19 protein-coding genes are annotated in these 22,348 nt (G+C 51.0%); 10 read left to right on the top strand and 9 right to left on the bottom strand.

What is annotated here, in order from left to right:
- The first annotated feature begins 23 nt into the window (after positions 1-23).
- Positions 24-572 (top strand): YpiB family protein, encoded by a 549-nt coding sequence (locus GT3570_RS06665; protein WP_062899090.1) that lies wholly within the window; start codon positions 24-26, stop codon positions 570-572.
- Between the two features lie 105 nt (positions 573-677).
- Here GT3570_RS06665 and GT3570_RS06670 read toward each other — a convergent pair whose 3' ends face one another.
- Together GT3570_RS06670 and GT3570_RS06675 are read right to left on the bottom strand one after the other, a co-directional pair.
- Positions 678-1,805 carry an NAD(P)/FAD-dependent oxidoreductase gene (locus GT3570_RS06670; RefSeq protein WP_062898556.1) on the bottom strand — a complete coding sequence of 376 codons (1,128 nt, stop codon included), beginning with the start codon at positions 1,803-1,805 and terminating at the stop codon, positions 678-680.
- A gap of 249 nt (positions 1,806-2,054) precedes the next feature.
- Positions 2,055-2,894, bottom strand: coding sequence for an MBL fold metallo-hydrolase (locus GT3570_RS06675; protein WP_062898557.1), 840 nt, complete (start codon positions 2,892-2,894; stop codon positions 2,055-2,057).
- Between the two features lie 456 nt (positions 2,895-3,350).
- Here GT3570_RS06675 and GT3570_RS06680 point away from each other — a divergent pair, with 456 nt between their 5' ends.
- On the top strand, positions 3,351-4,001 hold the full coding sequence (locus GT3570_RS06680; protein ID WP_013523504.1) for a DUF975 family protein: 651 nt from the start codon (positions 3,351-3,353) through the stop codon (positions 3,999-4,001).
- 116 nt (positions 4,002-4,117) lie between these two features.
- On the opposite strand, the gene GT3570_RS06685 is transcribed toward GT3570_RS06680, so the two are convergent.
- The 4 genes from GT3570_RS06685 to GT3570_RS06700 all read right to left on the bottom strand — a co-directional run bounded on the left by GT3570_RS06685 (position 4,118) and on the right by GT3570_RS06700 (position 9,638).
- Positions 4,118-5,485 carry a short-chain fatty acid transporter gene (locus GT3570_RS06685; RefSeq protein ID WP_062898558.1) on the bottom strand — a complete coding sequence of 456 codons (1,368 nt, stop codon included), beginning with the start codon at positions 5,483-5,485 and terminating at the stop codon, positions 4,118-4,120.
- A gap of 146 nt (positions 5,486-5,631) precedes the next feature.
- Positions 5,632-7,233 (bottom strand): class I adenylate-forming enzyme family protein, encoded by a 1,602-nt coding sequence (locus GT3570_RS06690; protein WP_062898559.1) that lies wholly within the window; start codon positions 7,231-7,233, stop codon positions 5,632-5,634.
- Positions 7,234-7,252: 19 nt separating this feature from the next.
- Complete coding sequence (locus GT3570_RS06695; RefSeq protein ID WP_062898560.1) at positions 7,253-8,026, bottom strand: SDR family NAD(P)-dependent oxidoreductase; 774 nt, start codon at positions 8,024-8,026, stop codon at positions 7,253-7,255.
- 172 nt (positions 8,027-8,198) lie between these two features.
- Entirely contained in the window at positions 8,199-9,638 is a 1,440-nt protein-coding gene (locus tag GT3570_RS06700) for a sigma-54 interaction domain-containing protein (protein ID WP_318258086.1), read from the bottom strand.
- Between the two features lie 135 nt (positions 9,639-9,773).
- Between GT3570_RS06700 and GT3570_RS06705 the strand changes: the two genes are divergently transcribed.
- Positions 9,774-10,985: an acyl-CoA dehydrogenase family protein gene (locus GT3570_RS06705; RefSeq protein WP_062898561.1), complete on the top strand. Its 1,212-nt coding sequence runs from the start codon at positions 9,774-9,776 to the stop codon at positions 10,983-10,985.
- A gap of 234 nt (positions 10,986-11,219) precedes the next feature.
- Positions 11,220-12,518, top strand: coding sequence for an IS4 family transposase (locus GT3570_RS06710; RefSeq protein WP_318258098.1), 1,299 nt, complete (start codon positions 11,220-11,222; stop codon positions 12,516-12,518).
- A 110-nt stretch (positions 12,519-12,628) separates the two neighbouring features.
- Here the strand turns inward: GT3570_RS06710 and GT3570_RS06715 are convergent, their stop codons facing one another.
- Together GT3570_RS06715 and GT3570_RS06720 are read right to left on the bottom strand one after the other, a co-directional pair.
- Entirely contained in the window at positions 12,629-14,290 is a 1,662-nt protein-coding gene (locus GT3570_RS06715; protein ID WP_062898562.1) for a hypothetical protein, read from the bottom strand.
- A gap of 15 nt (positions 14,291-14,305) precedes the next feature.
- A complete protein-coding gene (locus GT3570_RS06720; RefSeq protein ID WP_231926020.1) occupies positions 14,306-14,935 on the bottom strand; it encodes an RNA polymerase sigma factor in 630 nt (209 codons plus the stop codon).
- A gap of 147 nt (positions 14,936-15,082) precedes the next feature.
- On the opposite strand from GT3570_RS06720, the gene GT3570_RS06725 reads away from it, so the two are divergent.
- The 4 genes from GT3570_RS06725 to GT3570_RS06740 all read left to right on the top strand — a co-directional run bounded on the left by GT3570_RS06725 (position 15,083) and on the right by GT3570_RS06740 (position 17,382).
- Entirely contained in the window at positions 15,083-15,565 is a 483-nt protein-coding gene (locus tag GT3570_RS06725) for a DUF2935 domain-containing protein (protein ID WP_062898563.1), read from the top strand.
- Positions 15,566-15,621: 56 nt separating this feature from the next.
- The gene (locus GT3570_RS06730; protein WP_011230901.1) at positions 15,622-15,939 is read left to right on the top strand and encodes a YbjQ family protein; all 318 of its coding nucleotides are present in this window, start codon (positions 15,622-15,624) and stop codon (positions 15,937-15,939) included.
- Positions 15,940-16,132: 193 nt separating this feature from the next.
- Positions 16,133-16,441 (top strand): ArsR/SmtB family transcription factor, encoded by a 309-nt coding sequence (locus GT3570_RS06735; protein ID WP_011230902.1) that lies wholly within the window; start codon positions 16,133-16,135, stop codon positions 16,439-16,441.
- A 17-nt stretch (positions 16,442-16,458) separates the two neighbouring features.
- The gene (locus tag GT3570_RS06740; protein WP_011230903.1) at positions 16,459-17,382 is read left to right on the top strand and encodes a cation diffusion facilitator family transporter; all 924 of its coding nucleotides are present in this window, start codon (positions 16,459-16,461) and stop codon (positions 17,380-17,382) included.
- A gap of 30 nt (positions 17,383-17,412) precedes the next feature.
- Here GT3570_RS06740 and GT3570_RS06745 read toward each other — a convergent pair whose 3' ends face one another.
- Positions 17,413-18,309, bottom strand: a complete 897-nt coding sequence (locus tag GT3570_RS06745; RefSeq protein ID WP_033025188.1) for a LysR family transcriptional regulator — start codon at positions 18,307-18,309, stop codon at positions 17,413-17,415.
- A gap of 229 nt (positions 18,310-18,538) precedes the next feature.
- On the opposite strand from GT3570_RS06745, the gene GT3570_RS06750 reads away from it, so the two are divergent.
- The gene (locus tag GT3570_RS06750; RefSeq protein ID WP_062898564.1) at positions 18,539-20,368 is read left to right on the top strand and encodes an assimilatory sulfite reductase (NADPH) flavoprotein subunit; all 1,830 of its coding nucleotides are present in this window, start codon (positions 18,539-18,541) and stop codon (positions 20,366-20,368) included.
- Between the two features lie 26 nt (positions 20,369-20,394).
- Entirely contained in the window at positions 20,395-22,116 is a 1,722-nt protein-coding gene (cysI, locus tag GT3570_RS06755) for an assimilatory sulfite reductase (NADPH) hemoprotein subunit (protein ID WP_020278761.1), read from the top strand.
- The last annotated feature ends 232 nt before the right edge of the window (positions 22,117-22,348 follow it).

Genomic DNA, 22,348 nt, shown 5'->3' on the forward strand with positions numbered 1-22,348 from the left:
AGGGTGAAGGGGGTGACGCAATGATGAGGTGGGTGTCGGCTTTGGAAAAGCGCAATTTTTTAACATCGTTTTTGCACAATCATCGCTTAAAGCATCCGGATGCCCGATTTGTGCTTAAGTATTTGCTTCAGCACCCCCATTTGCTTGAGAACGTCCAGTTTACGGAAACCGAGCAAAAGCAAGCGCGGTGGCTCATCATCTCAACCGCGATGGCGGAAGAAGAGGGGCTTGTGTTTTATCGACGCGGTCAAAAAAGCACGAGTTTGGCCGCCATTATGGGCGATTTGGCGCTGCATCCAAATGAACCGCTCTATTTGACGCTTCATTTTCCAGGAAAGGCAAGGAATTTTTCGTACCTTCGGCTTATTGATCACCAAGCGTTTGAAAATGTCAGACGGCACGAGCGGCATGAGAAAATGGCGAAGGCGGCCGAGCAAGTGTTGGATGAGGCGCTGAAACGTCATGAACTGTCGGTGTTGAAAATGCAAATTGACCAGGCGCTTGACCGAAAAGATATGGCGTTGTTTCAACAGCTGACGGAACAGTTGAAAAAATACGAAGGACAAAGCTGACAAAACACGGTCAGCTTTGCCCTGACGGTGAGAAAGGGATATCAGTCGCTGCGTTGGCTATTGTCCATATCGTGGAAGCTCCGTTGTTGCTTTTTCTGATCCCCCTCATTGAACGATCGGTGCGACGGCGCTTGCTGCGTCATAATCGCTTGGGTCGAGTTCCGTCGGCAGGCCGATGACGAGTTTCGCCAACTCCTTTCCTAAATACGGGCCGACGGTGAGACCTGAGGAGCCGAGCCCATTGGCGATATACACCCCAGAAAAGCCCGGAAGCGGTCCGAAGATCGGGAGAAACCCAGGCGTGCGCGGGCGAAACCCGACCCGTGTTTCCACGTAGGTGCACGCCGACAGCCCTGGCGCGACGGCGAGCGCTTTGTCCAGTATTTCGTGGATGCCGCCGGCGGTGGCGCGGACATCCATCCCCGCTTCATCTTCATGGGTCGTTCCGATGATGATTCGCCCTCTAGGGAAGGCGAGCATATACTGATTGTTCGGCGGCATGACGACCGGCCATCGGCCAGTCTCGCCTGCCAACCATTCGAGATGAACGATTTGTCCTTTTTGCGGAGTGACGGCAAACCGAACGCCCAGCGGCTCCAGCAACTCGCCGGCCCAGGCGCCGGCCGTGACGATGACCGCTTCGGCAGCGTATTTCGTTCCGTCGGTTTCCACGCCGATGATGCGGGAGCCTTCAAACAGGAGTCGGGCGTTTCCGCGGATGTAGGCGGCGCCGCGCTTTTGGGAAGCGTTCATGAGGGCGTCTCGCACCGCCCGACCGTTCACTCGGGCGGCGCCGCTCACATAAAGGGCATGATGCTCGCCGACAAGCGGCGGAAACAGCTCCTTCGCCTCTTGGGGATGAAGCCGCACGATCTCTCCCATTTCCGGCGCGTCTTCGCGCCGTTTGAGAGCGCGCTCCTCCATTTGTTCCAGTTTCTGTTCATCTGTGTGCAGCCATAGAGCCCCGACGCGTGCGTAACCGGTCTCCGTTTCCCCGTATGATTCCAGCTCTTCAATGAGGGAAGGATAAAATTTCGCCCCGCCTTTCGCTAACCGATACCATTTTTGGTTGCGGCGCTGCGAGAGCCAAGGGCACACGATCCCCGCCGCCGCATCGGTCGCTTGGCCTTTGTCGCCGCGGTCGATGATCATCACGCTTGCCCCTTCTTTAGCCAAATGATAGGCGGTAGAGGCCCCTAAAATGCCAGCTCCAATGACGATGTATGACTTCATTCCCTGACACCTTTTCTGCGTTTTTCTCTATTAGCATAACATACGCAGCGTCAATGGGGAACAGCAGACGCCTGCCTGAACGGCCAATGGGCCGTCCAGCACCAAAAAGGTGTAACTGTCCATGGCGAGGGAAGAATACGAAATGGAAGACAACGAGAGTTGGGGGAGACGGCGGCAGAAAAGAAAGCAGCGGCGGGCGTAAAAAGGCTGCCCCACAACGCAATCATGGCCATCTCGGGCAGCCCCGCCTCAGCCCGCTTGTTTCGTCTCATATTCCTGAATGACCGACCGGATGATATGGAGCGAGTCCCATTCTCCACCCGAGAAAAAGACGATCGGGTATTTTTTCGGAAACAAAAGGGCCTGGATTTGTTTGGGCGGTGTTCCTTTTTCGTATAAATCGATGATCGTCCCTTGCAGTTCAAGCAAATAGTCAAGCTTCCGCTGCAAGGCCTCGCGCCCGTTCGGGAGATAGCCCGCATGGGCGCAGAAGACGTCGCCGAAATCGTACGTCAACACGTGTTGCAAGGAAGTGATGATCGCCGGGATGTTTTCCTCGCGCAAGATGACTTTCGTTTTCTCTTGGCAGTACAAGTCGCCGCTGAACAGCTGGCCGGTTTCGCGATTTAAAAACGCCACATGGTCGATCGAGTGACCCGGCGTGGGAATGACGTCCCACGTTGCGCTTCGCGAGGAAAACGTCGCGCCGATGGGCTTGGCGGTGAATGGATCGCGCTTGCCCCAAAACACTTTTCGATAGAGCGGATAGTCCGCCTTTTGCTGGCAATAATGGATCATCAGTTCGTTCATATAGATGGGCAGGCCCATCTTCCGCTGCAAAAACGCTGCGCAGCCGGTATGGTCTTCGTGATAATGGGTGATGACGACTTGGTCGATGTCTTGTTGTTGGAAAAACGAAGTAAATTCGTTTTCCATCGATTTTGCGCCGGTGTCAATCAGCATCCCATCGATGACAAAGCAGCGGACGGTAAGACGGACGCCTTGAAACATCGCCGTTCCTTTGGCGATGCGCACGTTTTGCACGGTCTCCGTTTCAAACCGCTTTTTGATCACTTTATCGAGCCACATAGGGGAACCTCCTTGCCGCAAAAGTGGTTGTGTTCATTATACCATAGAGAATGAGTATTCATTCATTTTTGTTCAATCACCAATCGTTGTGTATCCCTTCTTTTACGGGGAATGAGCGCTCTATCAACATTTCCGGTTCGTTAGAATGACGGGGAAGGCGTTAATAGTAAAATGGTAGAAAACGATTCATTGGGTCATTTTGATGGAGAAGGTTCCCCCATTTCCACCTTAGGGAAACACATAGAGTTGCAATGGGGAGCTCGGGAAGCCTTCTGGCAACGGCGTTGTTCGCTCGCCCGACAGTCGATCCAATCGCTCTGTAAAAACTACAAATGTTAAAGATTCAAATTGCATCTATATATTTATAAAAATAGGAATATATGATAAATTACAGTTATAATTCATAATATTCCATTGGGGATTTTTAACTTTCATAATTAGTCAAGGGGGAGCCACATGACATTATCGCAACTCAGAAGGCAAGCGAGGCAGGCGTTAAAAGGGCAATGGGGAATGGCAGTTCTTATCATGCTCGTGTATTTTGTGTTGAATACGGTCATCCCAACAGTGTTGGAAATGGTGCTCAGCGGTGGATGGAGCGCTTGGATGGCGCAAGAGGATCCGCCTTTTGCGGCCCAGCTGGTCAGTTTGTTGTATACGGCGGCGCTGCTTCCGCTCGGTATCGCGGTCTATTGGGTGTTTTTGGATGCCTATCGAGGGCAGCCGCTTTCGGTGGCGCCGCTCTTCACCGTGTATCGGCAAGGAAAGCTGCCGCTTAAGTTGATCGGCGCATCGATTTTGTACGGCATTTTTGTTTTCCTATGGACTCTTTTGCTCATCATCCCGGGGATTATCAAATCATTGGCTTACTCGCAGACGTTCTTTTTGTTAAAAGACCATCCGGAGTATGGGGCGCTTCAAGCGATTCGTGAAAGCAACAAGCGGATGAAAGGGTATAAATGGAAGCTTTTTTTGCTTTATTTGAGTTTTCTCGGCTGGGGGATTTTATCCCTTCTGACGCTCGGCATCGGGTTGTTATGGCTGATTCCTTATGTGTACACGTCGCTGGCGGCTTTTTATGATGAGTTTATTCGTGTGCAGGAATAGACCATAATAGTTTCGATTCTTGGAAAAAACTATCCGCTAGAAAGGGGAATTTCTTTAAAGGATGAAAAATGTTGCCCGCAGCCAGTTCAATAGGTTGGCTGCAGGCCGTTGTTTGGTTAAAGCACGTACAAAAAGACGGAAGCAACAATGCCGACGTAAAGGAAGGTGATCGTTGTAAAGCCCATAATGTCGCGAATGCGTAGGCCGGCAATGGCAAGGAGCGGGATAGCCCAAAACGGTTGGATCATGTTGCTCCATTCGCCCCAGGCGACGGCCATCACCATTTTGGCTGGATCCACGCCCATCTCAAGGGCTGCAGGAAGGGCGATCGGCGCCTGCACGACCCATTGGCCACCACCAGACGGGATGAATAAGTTTAAAAATCCGGCTGACCAGAAGGTGAACAACGGCAGCGTTTCGCTCGTTGAAAATTTCGTGAAGACGTCGGATAGCCATTGAGCCAACCCGGATGAGGACATCATGCCCATAATGCCGGCGTAAAACGGGTATTGCAAAATAATTTGGCTGACGCTGTTGGATGATTTGACAAGGCCGATTCCGAGTTCACGCACGTTTCCAAACAGCAACAAAGCGAGCGTTAAAAACATCAAGTTGACGGTGTTCAGATCGAGAGAAAATCCGTTTTTCGAAAAGTGGATGATTAAATAAATCAATCCAAGAATGCCGGCTGCTACCGTAATGAGGCGGCTTTTTTCAATTTTGTCGTTGATGAAGTTCGATTGTTCCTGTGGTTCATCGATCGAATCTTCTAGCAAGTTCGGATCGATGAGAAAACGATCTTCTTTTTTGGCCGGGTGAATGAGTTTCATAATGAAGGGCAGTGTAAAGAAGACGACGAGAATAATCGCCATATTCACCATTGAGAAAATCGTTTCCGACGTTGGGATGACACCGATTTGGTCTTCGAACACATGTCCTTTGGTGGCGACGAACAGAGCGGCGGAAGATGACAAGCCGCCTTGCCAAATGACAAATCCGGAATACCCGGCGGCGACAAGGACGCGATAGTCGACGTCACGCACCTTTTTCGCCACGAGCTTGGCGATGATGCCGGCCACGACGAGGCCGAACGCCCAGCTGATGAATGAAGCGGCCAGCGATGTAAAAGTGACGAGCAGGATGGCGGAATTGGGCGTATGGCATTTCCCGGCGATTTTTTCAAGCAATCGCGAGACGGGTTTCGTCAACGCCAAGGCATAGCTCATGACAAACGTGGTAATGACTTGGGCGGTGAAGGCGAGCAATCCCCAGAGTCCGTCACCCCAATATGTGATCATTTCGATCGGACTTTTTCCATTAATCAATAGGCCGCCTAGAAACGTCACAAATGTGAGAACAACGGCGAAGACGAAAGAGTCTGGCAGCCAGCGCTCGGCGATTTTGGCGAAAAAAAGCGCCAGTTTCGCGATCAAATTGTTTTCTTGTTTTTCCATAGACATGTTTGTCTGCACTTTTGCTTCCATACGCGTCAGCCTCCTCGACAGATTTTATGTCCCAGTCCTCCCTTTATGACTCATGGCAGCGCGCATATAAGGGAGGAACAGCGGGTTCAAACAGGATAATTGACAACGCTTTCAAAACAACCGTCCTTCCACGCTTGCGATCTTGATCATTGTCGTTGATTCGTCATCGACATTTCGATCAGTTTGTTTTTTAAAATTTTCCCTCCTGGATTGCGTGGGAGCTGGTCAAGGAATTCGACTTGCTTTGGCGTCTTGAATTTCGGAAGCCGCTCGCGGGTAAAGGCGATAATCTCATCGGCTGTCGGAGATTCACCGGATTTGGGGACAATGTAGGCTTTTACCTCTTCTCCGAATATCGGGTCTTTCACCCCGACGACCGCTGCTTCGAACACTTTCGGGTGAGCGTAGAGAACATTTTCAACCTCGACTGAATAGATTTTTTCCCCACCGCGGTTGATGATGTCTTTTTTTCGGTCGAGGATGTACACAAATCCGTCTTCATCGATGCGGGCGATGTCGCCGGATTTCCAGTACCCGTCTTCAGTGAAAGATGAGAGGTTCGCTTCCGGGCGGTTCCAATATTCTTTAATGACCATAGGGCCTTTAATGTACAGCTCGCCGGCTTCTCCCGGCTTGGCGGGTTCGCCGTTTTCCGCGATGACTTTGACATCGGCGACAGGCACCGGTACGCCGACAGAGTCCGTTTTGTCATCTGGGTATGGTTTGGGCATGATCGTTGTTGGCGAGGTTGTTTCTGTTGCCCCGTAGGCGTTGTGTAGACATGCATTCGGAAAACAGTTCCTCAACTGACTGATCGTTTCTTTGGACATCGGAGCCCCGCCATAGGCGACGATGCGCACAAAGTCATATGAGGATGCGTGAAACGACGGGTGCGACATCATCATGATGTACATTGTCGGTACATTGAACAAAAAGGTGATCCGTTCTTGCAGGATTAGCCGGATGGCGGCTTCTGTCTGGTAGCGTTCCATCAGAACGACCGTACCGCCGACAAGCATCATATGGAACAGTTGGCCAATTAAGCCGGTGACATGAAACAGCGGGACGGCGACAAGTGTGCGCACCGTATGGTCGGTCTGCATAACCGTCTGATAGCTTAAACAGCTATGGATGGCGTTCACATGGCTGCCCACTGCTCCTTTTGGCCGCCCGGTTGTTCCGGATGTGTACATGATATAGAGCGGATCTGTCTCATGCGGAGGAGAGAATGGTTGCTCTTCCCCTCTGGCATGGCCAAGCAAGTCTTCATGAAACGAATACAGGCGTTTGTCGGGCTCGCGGCCATCGGTCAAGTAACAGCAGGGAGCCGCTGAATGATGGATGAGCCAGTTTTCAAGCGATTTGACGAGCTCACGGTTCGTGATGAGCATGTTCACCCCAGCATCTGTCATCATGTAAATCAGGTCGTTGGCGGTGAGCTTCGTGTTCAGCGGTACGAACATGGCCCCAATTTTGGCGCACGCCAATGCGGTTAGCACAAATTCGATGTCATTACCAAGCAATATGGCGATGCGGTCGCCTTTTTTCACTTGGTTTTCACTGAGGCAGGCAGCTGTTCTGTCAACAAGTTGCTTCAGTTCGGCATAACTGAGCCGCGTGCCGCCTTTGACGAGCGCTTCCCTGTTTAGGAACTGCGCGGCCGAACGTGCGAGCATTTCGTAAACGTTTGCCGGCCGTTTGGAGTACAACTTGACCGTCCGGCCGTATAAACGCCCTTCTGAGATCATGGAATCCCCCCTGATGATGTTATTTGGCCGTCCAGCCGCCGTCCACGTATAAAATGTGTCCGGTAATGTAATTGGCGGCGTCAGAGGCGAGAAAGACAACGGGCCCCGCCACATCCTCTGGTTCGCCAACGCGATTGAGCATCGTGCTCTTGACAATGTCCCGATACCGTTCCTCATCCTCAAGCCAGGCGCCCGTCATTGGCGTCCGAATATAAGCCGGGGCGATGGCGTTGACGTTGATATTGTATGGAGCGAGTTCACTCGCCCAAACCTTTGTCAACTGGTTGATGCCGCCTTTGCTGGCGGCGTAGCTCGTTTGAAACGGCATGCCGACGCCGCCGAAAATGGACGAAATGTTAATAATTTTTCCGCTCCGCTGTTGGATCATCTGTTTGGCAGCTGCCTGGCCGACGAGGAAGATGCCTTTTAAGTTGGTGTTTAACACTTGGTTCCAATCGTCTTCCTCAATGTCAATGAGCGGCTTGCGGATGTTCATGCCAGCGTTGTTCACCAAAATATCGAGACGGCCGTGCTGCTCGACAACGCAATTGACCATGTGTTGAACGCTTTCTTTGTCGGTGACATCCGCTTGAACCCAAGAAAGTGAGATTCCTTGGCCGGCCATGTCTTCGGTCGCCTTTTTCAAATCGACCGCCTTCCGGCTGGCGATCACGACATCGGCCCCATGAACCGCCAAGGCGCATGCCATGGCTAACCCGATGCCTCTGCTACCGCCGGTGACAAGGGCGACTTTTCCGTCAAGCCGAAAGGAAGGGAAGCATCTTGCATCCATCAACGACACCTCTTTCCATCATTAGGAATATCAGTCTTCATCTGTGTATAAGCAATTTTCATGCCAATAAACAAGAGAATAGGAGAGTTCACAAAATTGTTACATTTTCAGTTCGCGCTAGCCAAAAGGTGATTCTGTACGGAATCAATGATGAAAAAACGAATCAATCCGTTCAAATGCCGAGCCGTTGCATTTTTTTTACCAAGGCGGATTGGCTGATGCCGAGCGCCTGAGCTGCTTTTCTTGTCGTCTTGTATTCGGAAATCGCTTTCAAAATCAGTTCTCGTTCCAGATTGCGGACCATGTCTTTCATCGTTTTTGACGCTTGTTTCATCTCCAATGATGACGAGGAATGGGAAAAAGGCAAGTGTATGGCTGTGATATGATCGGTTTCCATTGTAATGACGAGCCGTTCGATTAAGTTCTGCATTTCCCGGACATTCCCTGGCCATGCATACGACTTCATCGCTAGCAGTGCATCATCGGTGAATTGTTTATTGAGGCGGTATTTTTGATTAGCTCGCTCTAAAAAATAATGGGCGAGCAAAGGAATGTCTTCTTGGCGTTCCCGCAGCGGCGGAATGTGAATCGGGATAATGTTCAGACGATAGTACAAGTCTTCGCGAAACTTCCCCTGTTTGACGAGAGACTCCAAATCTTGATTGGTCGCCGATATGACGCGCACGTCAATTTTGATCGTCTGCCGCCCGCCGATTCGCGTCACTTCGAACTCCTGAAGCACTCTCAGCAGTTTTCCTTGAAGTGAAAGCGGCATTTCCCCGATTTCATCGAGGAAAATCGTCCCAGTGTGCGCCTGTTCGAACAAGCCTGGACGCCCTCGGCTGTCTGCTCCAGTGAACGCGCCTTTTTCGTATCCGAACAGTTCGGATTCAATCAGCTCTTTTGGAATAGCAGCACAGTTGACTTTAATAAAAGGTTTATCGGAACGCGGGCTCCACTTTTGAATCAAATTGGCGATCACTTCCTTGCCGACACCCGATTCTCCGAGCAATAGCACGGTCGAGTTGAAAGGAGCAATTTTTTGTGCCAAATGAAGGACGTGCAACATTTGGCGGCTATGGGCGATGACCCCCTCATGGCGAATGATATCCTCACGGCGTTGGTACACTTTGATCTCTTGCAGGTATTGGTCAGCCAACGCTTTCGTCCGCATCAATTCCTGCTCTAACATTTTCAGCGCCGATATATCCCGCAAGTTCGTCACCACATAGGATACATCGCCGTCTTCGTCAAAAATCGGATTTCCAGTCACGAGCAAGTCTTTTCCGTTGACGTGCTGGATGATCGTCACCCGCCGTTTTTCCTGTAGTACTTTTAGCGAGACGGACTCCGATATGATGCCGTCTTGGACGACGTCTTTCAAATGGCGGCCGATGAGCTGATCTTCCGTGATGCCAGTCACCCGAGTGTATGCCTCGTTCATTTTGATTCCATAGCCATGCTTATCGGCGATAAAGATCGGGTCATAGCTGGCATTGATCACTCCTTCGTACAGCGCAGCTTTCTTCTGCAGCTCGCGGATGACGGCGTTGAGTTCCTGGATGCGAGTTTGCAGTTGTTCGAGTGTGGTAATAACAATCCCTCCAATCAAACAGAATTATCTTAACTTTTACAATATTATAACTGTTTTGATGAAATTTTTCATCGCTTTTGTCTGTCCGAAAGAGTAGCGTTTATTGGCATGAAACATGCGTGCCATAGAGGAAAAAAGGAAGGAGTGGAAACGATGTACAGCTTTCATCCATCGCCAGAACAACAAGAGATGATGGAAAAAGCCAGCACTTTTATGGAAGAGTTCGTATACCCGAACGAGCGATATATCGTCCCGCATCGGGGGCTGCCTGAGGAAATATTGAAGCCTCTCCAACAAAGGGCGAAAGAGATGGGGCTATGGGCGGCCCATATGCCGAAAGAGGCAGGCGGCGCGGGGCTGGGCCTTGTTTCACTGGCGCTGTTGTCGGAAATCACGGGGCGGAGCCCGGCCGGTCCTTATGTGTTTGGCTGCATGGCGCCGGATGCAGGAAATGCTGAGATATTGTGGCACGCCGGAACAGAAGAGCAAAAGCAGAGATATTTGTATCCGCTCGTCAACGGGGATATCCGTTCTTGTTTTGCCATGACCGAACCGGAAATATCCGGGTCGGATCCGAAGCTGCTTCGCGCCACGGCTGTGCTTGATGGGGACGAATGGGTCATCAATGCGCATAAATGGTTTACGACGGGAGCGGTCGGTTCGAGTTTTTCCATTGTGGTTGCCAAGACCGACCCGAGTGCTCCACCCCATCGGCAGTTCAGCTTATTTATCGTCGAGCATGATAACCCTGGGTTTGAAATCGTCCGCGAGCTTCCTGTCATCGGCGATCATTTCACTGGCGGCCATTGCGAAGTGCGGTATACGAATTGCCGCATCCCCAAAGAAAATCTGTTAGGGCCGCAGGGAATGGGATTGGAGCTGGCGCAGTTGCGACTAAAGACAGGTCGCATCACTCATGCGATGCGCTGGATCGGCATCGCCCAACGAAGTTTAGACTTAATGATCAGCTATTCCTTAAAGCGAGAAACGCGCGGGAAGCGGCTGGCGGATTATCAGACGATCCAAAACTTTATCGCCGATTCGGCAGTTGAAATTGAGGCGTTCCGTCTTATGACGCTGAAGGCGGCGTGGATGATGGACAACGGTTACGAGGCGAAAAAAGAAGTTTCCGCCATTAAGTTTTTCGGCGCTAAAGTGCTCCATGATGTGATTGATCGGGCGATTCAAGTGCACGGCGCCCTTGGCGTGACCGGGGATATACCGCTTGAGGGGTTTTACCGCGAAGCCCGAACGGCGCGGATTTACGACGGTCCAGATGAAGTTCACCGCATGGTCGTGGCTCGTTCGATAATCAAAGAGTTTGAACAAAATGAAGGCAAACATGTTGACGTCCCGCAAGCGTGATTGGGGCATAACACCATACCCATCAAGTTAAGAATTTTGGTCTTTGTGCATCGTCAAAAACATGGTATCCTTTCTAACGAACACTCCACGTTAGAAAGGATTTTTTTCATGGAAAAACAAATGAAAGCATGGATTCAAACCATTCATCAACTCTTTTCTCCCGAAGAATGAACCCGTCTCGCACGGAAAACAGGCTTTATCCGGCGGCAGCGTTCGTTAACGGCGGAAGCCTTTCTGACTCTCTGTGCATGGGGAGATGGCTCACTGGCAAAACAGTCGCTTCAGCGGTTGTGTGCGGCCTTGACGCTCTGGCATGGCTGTTCCCTTTCAAGCGAAGGCTTGAATCAGCGTTTTACCGATCGGGCCGTGGCATTTTTGCGAGAAGTGTTTTTCCTTCTCCTCCTGCATCAACGTCCATTGCTTTTGTCAGCCATGGAGACCTATCGAACTTGTTTTACCCGCCTGCGGATTTTGGACTCAACCAGCTTTTTGGTTCCCGCTGACTATGGGGAAGACTATCGAGGTTCCGTTTCGTCGGGGGTGAAAATTCAGTTTGAATATGACTTGTTATCCGGCGCCTGCCTTCAGCTATGCGTTCAATCGGCCAATGACTCGGACGCTCGTTTTGCCTATCATGCCCAGCATACGATTTTACCGAATGACCTATGTATTCGGGATTTGGGCTTTTTCTCCGTTGCCGCACTGGCCGAGATCGACGCCCGCGGAGCGTATTATATTACTCGGCTCCGTTCCGATATGAAAGTGTATATCAAGGAGAATGGCCAGTGGAAGGAATGGGATTGGGAATCCCTTGGGAATCAATTAGAGGAAGGGGAATCAGTGGAAATGGAACATGTGTACATCGGACATGAACGCTTGTATGTTCCACGGTTGGTTTTCCGCCGTCTGACGGCGGAAGAATGGCAAAAACGGATGGCGTATGTGCGGAAAAAGGAAAAAAGAAAAGGGAAGGCGCTGGCACGCCAAACCCTCGAACAAAAGAAATACCACATCTTACTGACGAATTTACCACAAGAGTCGTTTGATGGTCAACAGGTTTATGAGCTCTATTCCCTGCGCTGGCAAATTGAATTGTTGTTTAAAGCCTGGAAATCCGTATTTGATTTGGAGAAAGTCAAGGAGATGAAAAAAGAACGTTTCGAATGCCATTTATACGGGACGTTGATTGCCATTTTGGCCACCCAGACGTTTCTGTTTCAAGCTCGGATGTATTGGCATCAAAAGGAAGACATTCAAATCAGTGAACAGAAAGCTCTTGATCTTCTCCAATCGTATTGGCACCAGTTGCTTTTGCGTTCGCATATGGCGGAAATCTCAACCTTTTCTCTCTCCTTTTCCTGTTGTGAAAACATACCAAGAAAGGGCGAAGGAAAGGGGAAGAAACGGCATCAGATATTTTTTAGAGATATGGTAGAATCAGATATGGATATAAATGCCAAATCCCCCTCTTCTGGAGGGGGATTTGGTATGCCCAATAATGGATGTGATCCCCATCATTCACTGCAGGGATGAACACGAGTATCGTCTTAAAAATTTTATATCGCTAAACTTGACGGGTATGGATGGCCGTTCTCCTTTTTCATGACGCAGATAGTGGAGATCAGTATTCATCTCTGTGAACATTATGGAGCAGGATCATATCCCACCACCGTCCATATTCCCGTCGCGTCTTGCCGGATCAGCCGTTTCAAATATACTCGCTTGATTGGAGTGTTGTGGGCGTCCACTTCTACGATGGCCTCCTTCCCGTTGTTTTGGATAATGCGCAAGTCTTCATAGTGAATCGGGTAATCTCCAGTAATGCCTCCAGGGGACATTTGCAGGCTGACAAATACTTGAGCCACAAACAAAGGATCCAATTTCCAAGGCGAACTTCCAGCATCGACGTTTTTTTGATCATTTTTCTCCCGTTCCAAGTCAACAGGAACTTCCACCTTCGGCTTGAATGGGAATGGATCTTTATGTGTCGGCATTTCAAAGGCTCCGTTTGTCAGCTCTTTGGTGAATGCGATCAAGTCCCCCAAAGAGGCATGGCCGATAACGGCGTATTCAAACCCGTTTTGCCGCCAGCGAATCGAATGGAGGTCCGTCAGGCCGGCATATGGTCCTCCTGCTCCGATCACGCCTGATTCTTCTACAACCGGCGACTGAATTTCAGCAGTTTGGTGATGAATTTTCCCGACCATCGCGGTTGGGGCAAGTTTCCATTCGCCGATGGCTTTTCCTTGGATGATGACAATCTCTTTGTCCAGTGCCCGGTAATAGAGTTTGACCAGTTTTTTGTCCGGTATGATCGCGATGCGGTCTTGGACATATCCAGACGGGATTTGGCTGACCGTATCAGGCAGAAATCCGACAGCCTCCTTTGCTTCATCGATGCTGGTGACGATTTGTTCCGGGTTTTGGTTGACTTCTTGAAACCCTTTTGGCACATGGTAGGTCAGCAGTTTTTCAGGGATAGCGTGGTTCCATTCGATTTTCGTGTACGTAATTTTGTATTGGATCCCATGCTGCATTGCATATTGTTTTTGCAACGGAAGACGGGTTTCCTTATCAATCCATATCCGATAAGGCTCCCCTCCTTGTGGGGTGACTTCGACAATCCAAGATGGACGGTTGGCTGCCTTCTCTTCCCCGATGATGTTCGTTGATATGGCCTGTTTGATCCCTTTGATTTCGTTTCCGAGTTCAAAGGCAAAACGATACGGATCAGGGAAGGCAGGAAATCGATGAACTTGTTTTTCGGAAGGCCGGATCTGCCATTTCGTTTGCCCGTTATTGACGGTAATCAGCCCTTTGTTTGAACCTTCCAGTTCTTGTATATAATAGCGTCCGTGTTTGTCGGCCCAAATTTCCAATTTGGCTTGTGTGGTCGTCTTGCCTTGGGCATTCGTTTCGACAATTTCCAAAAATCCATGGTAGGCGTTGACGTCTTGAAAGGCTTTTTCCATCGCCTTTACAATGTTGGGATGGTCAAAGAGTGAAGCGAAATGGATCAGCAACGATAGGGCCAACATAGCCGCGATGCCGGCGATGCTGGCCATCCAGGCCCGTTTTTTCTTTTTCTGTTTTGTTTGCACTAGTTGATCGGTGACCGCACGGACCAGTTTGGCTGGAAAATCCCGCTCCGGCATGGCAGGCTCCCTGAGGTTGCGGACGAGCCTGACTGTATGAAACAGCTTTTGCAATTCGGGATCTGCCCCTAAATGTTCATGGTCTTTTGGTTTTTTCTCGGCGTTCAATTGATCGATATAATCGGATAATCGGCGTTCGTTGTCATGCATCGATGGACTCCTCCTTCATTTCATCCCGTCATGTAAAATGCGGGTAAGAGACTGCAATGCCCGATGCTGCATTACGCGAATGGTTGTTTCTTTTTTGTTCATGATTTGGGCGGTTTCAGCGACGGAATACCCTTTTATAATTCTTAGTTCGATCACCGTGCGTTGCTCTTCATTGAGTTCATTTAACGCTTTTTCGATCGTCATGCGCTGTACACTCCATTCCGCAGGATCCTCAAAGGCAGCCTCTTTGGGGGCAATGGCTTCCAAATCGGCTGTCGTTCCTCGGCGTTGGTGCTGCCGCCAGCGATCCCGGATGATATTCAAGGCCACTGTTTTTAGAAAGGCCATCTGTTTATCAGGGGGGACGTGGTTTTTTTGCAAATAGGGGATGGCCCTTACATACGTTTCTTGTGTGATGTCTTCCGCTTCTTCACGGTTTTGGACCTTAAAATAGATCAATCGGTAGACCGGCTCCCAAGTGGAAAGGCATAAATGTTCGATCCAGTTGACGCGGCTGTCTTCATTCGCATGAACCATACATCGTAACTCCTTTTTCCCGATCGGGTCATTTACGCTAATAAAAACGATGAAGCTGCTTAAAACGTTACGGCCATGGAAGTTTTTTTGATCGATGGCTGTGTCCATCGGTTGGATAACGGTTTTCTATGCATGTCGCTATGCCGATCTTCAAGGTAAAACAAGGACGAAGGCTGTGATCATTTCGATCATGGTGCATATCCGCGTTGTTTTGCCCATACACTGAAAGAAGAGGAGAAACAGGGAGGGAAGAGCGTGCAATTTTACTACGGCCCACACATGCCGCTGCGCGTTTTGGATGAGATTGAATTTTGGAAGCATCAAGAAGAGGAGCATACGGTCGTCATTCGCGAGCTTGCGTCTGGATTGGAAGCGCCATATGTAGAAGCGTTGAAAAAATGGGAGGAGGCGCTTTCGGCTGCGCATCAGCACGCGGTCCGTTATATCGAATCGGTGGTTCGGGCCGGCCATTATGTTCCTGAACAACTGCATCAACAAGTGCTCCATTTTGTGTCGTACTGCCTAGAGCAGAGCCTTCAGTTCATCGAATTATGCCGGCAAATCAAAACCCGCAGCAAAGCCGTCAGCCAAAACCCGACCGCCAAGGTGGTGCTCGATCACATCATTCGCGAATCGGAGTATTTTGTCGGCATCGCGCAGTTGTTGCTGTACGGTACTCATTCGGCATCGGCTGCACTGCGGACCAATCCATCGGTGACGTCATATGATGTGCCGTAGTATAATCGAATGGGGTGCTTCCACCTATTATGATGAGCCACGAGGGGGACATAGCTGTGATTGTCACGACCACCAATACCATTGAGGGAAAAGAAATTGAAGAGTATTTGGGCATCGTAGCGGGAGAGGTCATTTTGGGCGCCAATGTCGTCCGTGATTTTCTCGCCAGCATCACCGACATCATCGGCGGGCGGAGCGGAACGTATGAAAGCAAGCTGGCCGAAGGGCGGGAGATGGCGATCAAGGAGATGGTCAATAAGGCGAGAAGCCTTGGCGCCAACGCCGTCATCGGGGTGGATCTCGATTTTGAAACGCTGCGCGACGGCATGATGATGTGCATTGCGACGGGGACGGCGGTGCGGCTGAAATCGTAATGGGAAAGCAGCGGGTCTATCGGCCCCTGCTTTTTTTTGCTTTGTCGGCTGCCGTTGTGGGGGTGTCAGTGCATCGGCTGTTGATGCTGATGGGGTTTTGCAGCTTGAAATAGGATTGACAGAAGAAAAAAAAGCGGTTTATGATTCGCATATATGAACAAATGCTCATATATTAAAATGTGAGGGAACAGCCATGAACGCAGAGGATCATTCGTTTTTAGATGAAAGTGTGATTGAGGAAGTGTCACGGATCTTTAAAGCCCTAGCGGATCCGACTCGGATGAAGATGTTGTATTTGTTGTCGCAGGAAGAATGCCATGTAGGCCATATTGCGGAAGTGCTCGGCATGTCGCAATCGGCGGTTTCCCATCAGTTGGCGCTGCTTCGGACGTTGCGGCTTGTGAAATATCGCCGTGAGGGGAAGATGTTGGTTTACTCATGTGATGACGAACATGTCATATCGTTGCTAAAGCAGGCGATTGATCACGCACAACACCAATAAATAAGGAGAGAAGATGGATGCATCATCACGCGCACGGCCATTGTGATCACCATCACGGGCATCATCACGGCAGAGAAGGAAATCAAAAAGGGCTGGCGATTGCCCTCGGTGTAACGATCGGGATCATGGTGCTCGAGTTTGTCGGCGGGCTTGTGACGAACAGCCTTGCTCTTCTTTCGGATTCGGGGCATATGCTGAGTGATGCCATTTCGCTTCTGTTAAGCCTGGCGGCGGTTTGGCTGGCGGCGAAGCCCGCGTCGCCGAAGAGAACGTATGGATTTTACCGGTTCGAGATTTTAGCGGCGCTAGTAAACGGGGTCACGTTGGTGGTGATTGCCGCTTGGATTATTTGGGAAGCGGTCGGGAGGTTTGTGAATCCACCTGCTGTCGCGAGCGGGCCGATGATGGCGGTGGCCGCCGTCGGGTTGTTGGCAAATCTCGTGAGCGCTTGGGTGTTAATGCGCAAAGGGGATGTCAAAGAGAACGTCAATGTCCGCAGTGCGTATTTGCACGTGATCGGCGATGCGTTAGGCTCGGTCGGGGCGATGGCGGCAGGGCTTGTCATCTGGCTGTTCGATTGGTACGCGGCCGATCCGCTCATTTCCATCGCGGTGGCGGTTTTGATTCTAAAAGGAGCATTTGCCGTAGTCAAGCAGACAGTGCATATTTTAATGGAAGGAACGCCGGCGGCGATTGACCATGCGGAAGTGAAGGCGGCGCTCTCGGGCATTGATGGGGTGATCGATGTCCACGATTTGCATATTTGGACGATCACCTCGGGGCTTGATTCGTTAAGCTGCCATTTGCTCATTGAGGAAGGATGCGATGGACAGGCGGTTTTGCAGCGGGCGATTGATTTGGTCGAAACGCGCTTTCACATTCGCCATGCGACGATTCAAATTGAAATGCCGCACATCCGCCATGGGGAGATGGAAGTGTGAGGGCGGGTCATCCATGACCACGCCCTTCTGTTATTGGCTGACGCCAGTCCAATTGGTTTGCAAGGCTTCAAGGAAAATGCGCACGTTTTGTTTGTTTTCCATAATCGGTGCATAGATGTAGGAAAACATTCGGTAAAACGGTGGATGGTTCAGGCGAACGATGGACAGGTGGCCGTGCTCGATGTCGCGGGCGACGACGCTGCGCGACAGCAAGGACAGGGCGTTGCCGTTGATCAACGTTTCTTTAATGCCTTGGTTGCTGCTGATGATCATGAGCGATTTGACTTTCAGCCCGTTCGAGCGGATGAAATGGTTGAAATATTCCCTTGTTCCCGACCCGACTTCGCGCGCCACCCATGCTTCGTTTTGCAGCTCGGCGATCGTGACCTCCTCTTTTTGCGCCAGTTCGTGGCGGTTGGAGGCGACGATGACAAGCTCGTCCTGCATGAACGGATGAACGGACAGTTCTTTTTCGTTCGTTTGCCCTTCGATCAAGCCGATGTCGACTTGATATGATTTGACGAGTTCGACAATTTCTTTTGTGTTGCCGATCATGACCTCAAGCTCCAACTCTGGGTAACGTTTTTGGAAATCGGGCAAAAGCGGCGGCAAAATATACTCTCCAATTGTAAAGCTCGCCCCGATTTTCAATTTTCCTTTGACGGAATGATGGTGTTCCAAAATGTCTTGTTTCGTTTGTTCATAAAGCGCCACCATTTGTTTGGCGCGGTCGTATAGGAGCTCGCCGGTCGGCGTCATGCGCAGCCGCTTCGGGGAGCGGATGAACAGTTTCGTTTGAAACTCTTTTTCTAAATTTTTGATGTGCAAGCTGACGCTTGGCTGCGACAAATGGAGAATTTCCGCAGTTTTGGTGAAGTTTTTTACTTCAGCTAAGGTGATGAACGTTTTTAACTCTTCATAGTACATGTCCGCCTCTCCTCCGTCCCCATGATGACCGTACTATTAGAAATACTAATAGTTTTAATAATTTATATTTATTTTACTAATGTTTTGTTTTGCGGTAAAGTGTAAATATGATACCCTCATTAAAGTATACTTGGCTTATAGGAATAATGGAATTTGGCGTTCGTCCTGTCGTTGAGACCGAAACGGCGCCAATCGTTCCATTTTATTTTATATTGTGAGGTGGACACCGTTGCAGCTGCAAGTAACCAACAGTCCGTTTACCCAGGAGCAGATTGAGCTTTTGAATCGTTTGTTGCCGACGTTGACGCCGTCGCAAAAGCTTTGGCTGAGCGGGTATTTGGCTGCTGCCGAGGCGGCGGTCGCCGTTTTGGATGCCGAAGCGCCGGCGCTGTTTGCTGGAAGCAGCAAACCGGTTTCGAAAGAAGTGACGGTATTGTACGGCTCGCAAACCGGCAATGCGCAAAAGTTGGCTGAAAAAGCCGGCAAGGCGCTCAAAGAGCGTGGTTTTGAAGCGAAAGTGTTGTCCATGCTTGATTTTAAGCCGAACGAATTAAAGAAAGTGGAGACGCTGCTCATTGTCGTGAGCACGCATGGGGAAGGCGATCCGCCGGACAATGCGGTATCGTTTTACGAATTTCTCCACAGCAAACGGGCGCCAAAGCTCAACCATCTTCGTTTCTCTGTCTTGGCGCTCGGCGATACGTCGTATGAACATTTTTGCCAGACGGGGAAAGATTTCGACAAACGTCTTGAGGAGCTGGGCGGAACACGGTTTTATCCGCGCGTCGATTGCGATGTCGACTATGAAGAAGCGGCGGCGAAATGGCTTGATGGCGTGCTTGGCGAGTTAAGCAAAGAAGCGAATGCCCATGTTGGGGCCACGCCGCTTTTGTCCGCTGCGGCCACGGCACCAAAAATGGAACCAGCTGTCGTCTATTCGCGGAAAAACCCGTTCCCGGCCGAGGTGCTTGAAAACATCAACTTAAACGGCCGCGGATCGAACAAGGAAACGCGCCATTTGGAATTGTCGCTCGAGGGATCGGGGTTGAAGTACGAACCGGGCGATGCGCTTGGCATTTTCCCGAAAAATGATCCCGAGCTTGTCGACCTCATCATCCAAGAAATGAAATGGAACCCGGAAGAAACGGTGACGATCGACAAAGATGGGGAAGTGCGGTCGCTGCGTGAAGCGCTCACCTCACATTTTGAAATTACGGTGCTGACGAAAGCGCTGTTGCAAAAGCTGGCGACGCTGTCAAAAAACAGTGAGCTCCAAGCGCTTGTGGCGCCCGGCAATGAAGCCAAATTGAAAGAATACGCCAAAGGCCGTGATTTGTTGGATGCGCTCCGCGATTTCGGCCCATGGGACGCCACTCCGCAGCAACTCATCTCCATCTTGCGGAAAATGCCGCCGCGCCTGTACTCGATCGCGAGCAGCTTAGCGGCCTATCCAGATGAAGTGCACTTGACGATCGGTGCGGTCCGTTATGAGTCGCACGGCCGCCTGCGCAAAGGGGTGTGCTCGACGTTCTGCGCCGAACGCGTCCAAATCGGCGATACGTTGCCGGTCTTTGTGCAGCCGAACCCGAACTTTAAGTTGCCGAAGGATCCCGACACGCCGATCATTATGATCGGTCCAGGCACCGGAGTGGCGCCGTTCCGCGCCTTTATGCAAGAGCGCGAGGCCATCGGGGCGAAAGGAAAATCGTGGCTCTTTTTCGGGGACCAACACTTTATGACCGACTTCCTGTATCAAACCGAATGGCTCGCATGGTTGAAAAGCGGTGTGCTGACCAAAATGGATGTCGCCTTCTCTCGCGATACGGAGAAGAAAGTGTATGTGCAGCACCGGATGCTTGAACGAAGCAAAGAGCTGTTCGGTTGGCTTGAGGAAGGTGCTGTTGTCTACGTTTGCGGCGACAAGCAACACATGGCGCGCGACGTTCATCAGACGTTGATCGAGATTATCGAAAAAGAGGGCGGCATGAGCCGCGAACAGGCGGAAGCGTATTTGACGGAAATGCAAAAGCAAAAACGGTACCAACGCGACGTCTATTAATCTCTAAAGAAGGAGTGGAATCGGAAATGGCGAAAGTCGTGTTAAAAGCGCCGGACGGACCGCCAAGCGATGTCGAGCGCATTAAACAGGAAAGCCGTTACTTGCGCGGCACGCTTGCCGAAACGATGGAAGACCCGCTCAGCGCGGGCATCCCAGATGATGACAACCGGCTGATGAAGTTTCACGGCAGCTACTTGCAAGACGACCGCGACGTGCGCACCGAACGGCAAAAACAAAAGCTTGAACCGGCCTATCAATTTATGATCCGCGTGCGCACGCCGGGCGGGGTGGCGACGCCCGAACAGTGGCTTGTCATGGATGAACTTGCCCGCAAATACGCGAACGGCACGTTAAAATTAACGACGCGCCAGGCGTTCCAACTGCACGGCGTCTTGAAATGGAACGTGAAAAAAACGATGCAAGCCATCAATGGCGCCTTGATGACGACACTCGCCGCCTGTGGCGACGTCAACCGAAACGTCATGTGCAACCCGAACCCGTACCAGTCGGAAGTGCATGCGGAAGTGTATGAATGGGCGAAGCTGATCAGCGACCATTTGCTGCCGCGGACGAGGGCGTATTACGAAATTTGGCTTGATGATGAAAAAGTCGCCGGCACGCCGCCGGTCGACGGTGAAGAAGAACCGATTTACGGTCCGACGTATTTGCCGCGGAAGTTTAAAATCGGCATCGCCGTTCCGCCGTCCAACGACGTGGATGTGTTCTCGCAAGACATTGGGTTCATCGCCATTGTCGAGGACGGCAAGCTCGCCGGGTTTAATGTCGCCATCGGCGGCGGCATGGGGATGACCCATGGGGACAAAACGACGTATCCGCAACTGGCGAAAGTGATCGGCTTCTGCAAGCCGGATCAAGTCGTGGAAGTGGCGGAGAAAATTATGACCGTTCAGCGCGACTACGGCAACCGCTCATCGCGCAAACACGCCCGCTTCAAATACACGATCGATCGGCTTGGGCTGGAAGCGGTGAAAGAAGAAATTGAGCGCCGCCTCGGCTGGAGGCTCGGCGAAGCGCGCCCGTACCATTTCGAGCATAGCGGCGACCGCTACGGCTGGGTCGAAGGCGTCAATGGGACATGGCATTTCACGCTCTTTGTCGAAGGCGGCCGCGTCAAAGACTACGACGATTACAAGCTGATGACCGGCCTGCGCGAAATCGCGAAAGTCCATACCGGCGATTTCCGGTTGACGCCAAACCAAAACTTGATCATCGCCAATGTCACGAGCGAGAAAAAGCCGGAAATCGAGGCGCTCATCGCCAAATACGGCTTGACCGACGGCCGCCGGTACACCGCCTTGCGCCGCAACGCGCTCGCCTGTGTCGCCTTGCCGACGTGCGGTTTGGCGATGGCGGAAGCGGAGCGGTACTTGCCGAAACTGCTCGATAAAATCGAGGAAATTATCGATGAAAACGGTTTGCGCGACGAAGAAATCACGATCCGCATGACGGGCTGTCCGAACGGCTGCGCCCGCCACGTGCTCGCGGAAATCGCCTTCGTCGGCAAAGCGGTCGGCAAATACAACATGTACCTTGGAGCCGCGTTCAATGGCACGCGCTTAGGCAAACTGTACCGCGAAAACATCGGCGAGGAGGAAATTTTGCGCGAACTGCGCATGCTCCTATCCCGCTATGCGAAAGAGCGGCTTGACGGTGAACACTTCGGCGACTTCGTCATCCGCGCCGGCATCGTCAAAGAAGTGACGGATGGGACGAATTTCCATGATTAAAGTGGTCAGGGTGAAATGGAAACCAGCCTCTCCTTGTTTAGGGGAGGTTGGTTTTTTGTTGCTTTCATGCAATGGCTTCGGTGTTTTGTTCATTGTAGCCGCATTCAATCTATATTAGGTTGTAATAAAGGATTTCCGATCTCCATGTCCTATCTTTATCACTTGAAAAGCTGGCACGGTGACAAAAAGAGCGAACAATGCTATGTAAAAAAGTTGCAACTTATATAATTCA

This window comes from Geobacillus thermoleovorans, from assembly GCF_001610955.1.
Classification (GTDB): domain Bacteria; phylum Bacillota; class Bacilli; order Bacillales; family Anoxybacillaceae; genus Geobacillus; species Geobacillus thermoleovorans.

Bases quoted from the DNA above. Each gene is read 5' to 3' on its own strand.
- GT3570_RS06665 (WP_062899090.1), top strand. From the start codon at position 24: ATGAGGTGGGTGTCGGCTTTGGAAAAGCGCAATTTTTTAACATCGTTT.
- GT3570_RS06670 (WP_062898556.1), bottom strand. From the start codon at position 1,805: ATGAAGTCATACATCGTCATTGGAGCTGGCATTTTAGGGGCCTCTACC.
- GT3570_RS06675 (WP_062898557.1), bottom strand. From the start codon at position 2,894: ATGTGGCTCGATAAAGTGATCAAAAAGCGGTTTGAAACGGAGACCGTG.
- GT3570_RS06680 (WP_013523504.1), top strand. From the start codon at position 3,351: ATGACATTATCGCAACTCAGAAGGCAAGCGAGGCAGGCGTTAAAAGGG.
- GT3570_RS06685 (WP_062898558.1), bottom strand. From the start codon at position 5,485: ATGGAAGCAAAAGTGCAGACAAACATGTCTATGGAAAAACAAGAAAAC.
- GT3570_RS06690 (WP_062898559.1), bottom strand. From the start codon at position 7,233: ATGATCTCAGAAGGGCGTTTATACGGCCGGACGGTCAAGTTGTACTCC.
- GT3570_RS06695 (WP_062898560.1), bottom strand. From the start codon at position 8,026: ATGGATGCAAGATGCTTCCCTTCCTTTCGGCTTGACGGAAAAGTCGCC.
- GT3570_RS06705 (WP_062898561.1), top strand. From the start codon at position 9,774: ATGTACAGCTTTCATCCATCGCCAGAACAACAAGAGATGATGGAAAAA.
- GT3570_RS06715 (WP_062898562.1), bottom strand. From the start codon at position 14,290: ATGCATGACAACGAACGCCGATTATCCGATTATATCGATCAATTGAAC.
- GT3570_RS06720 (WP_231926020.1), bottom strand. From the start codon at position 14,935: ATGGACACAGCCATCGATCAAAAAAACTTCCATGGCCGTAACGTTTTA.
- GT3570_RS06735 (WP_011230902.1), top strand. From the start codon at position 16,133: ATGAACGCAGAGGATCATTCGTTTTTAGATGAAAGTGTGATTGAGGAA.
- GT3570_RS06740 (WP_011230903.1), top strand. From the start codon at position 16,459: ATGCATCATCACGCGCACGGCCATTGTGATCACCATCACGGGCATCAT.
- GT3570_RS06745 (WP_033025188.1), bottom strand. From the start codon at position 18,309: ATGTACTATGAAGAGTTAAAAACGTTCATCACCTTAGCTGAAGTAAAA.
- cysI (WP_020278761.1), top strand. From the start codon at position 20,395: ATGGCGAAAGTCGTGTTAAAAGCGCCGGACGGACCGCCAAGCGATGTC.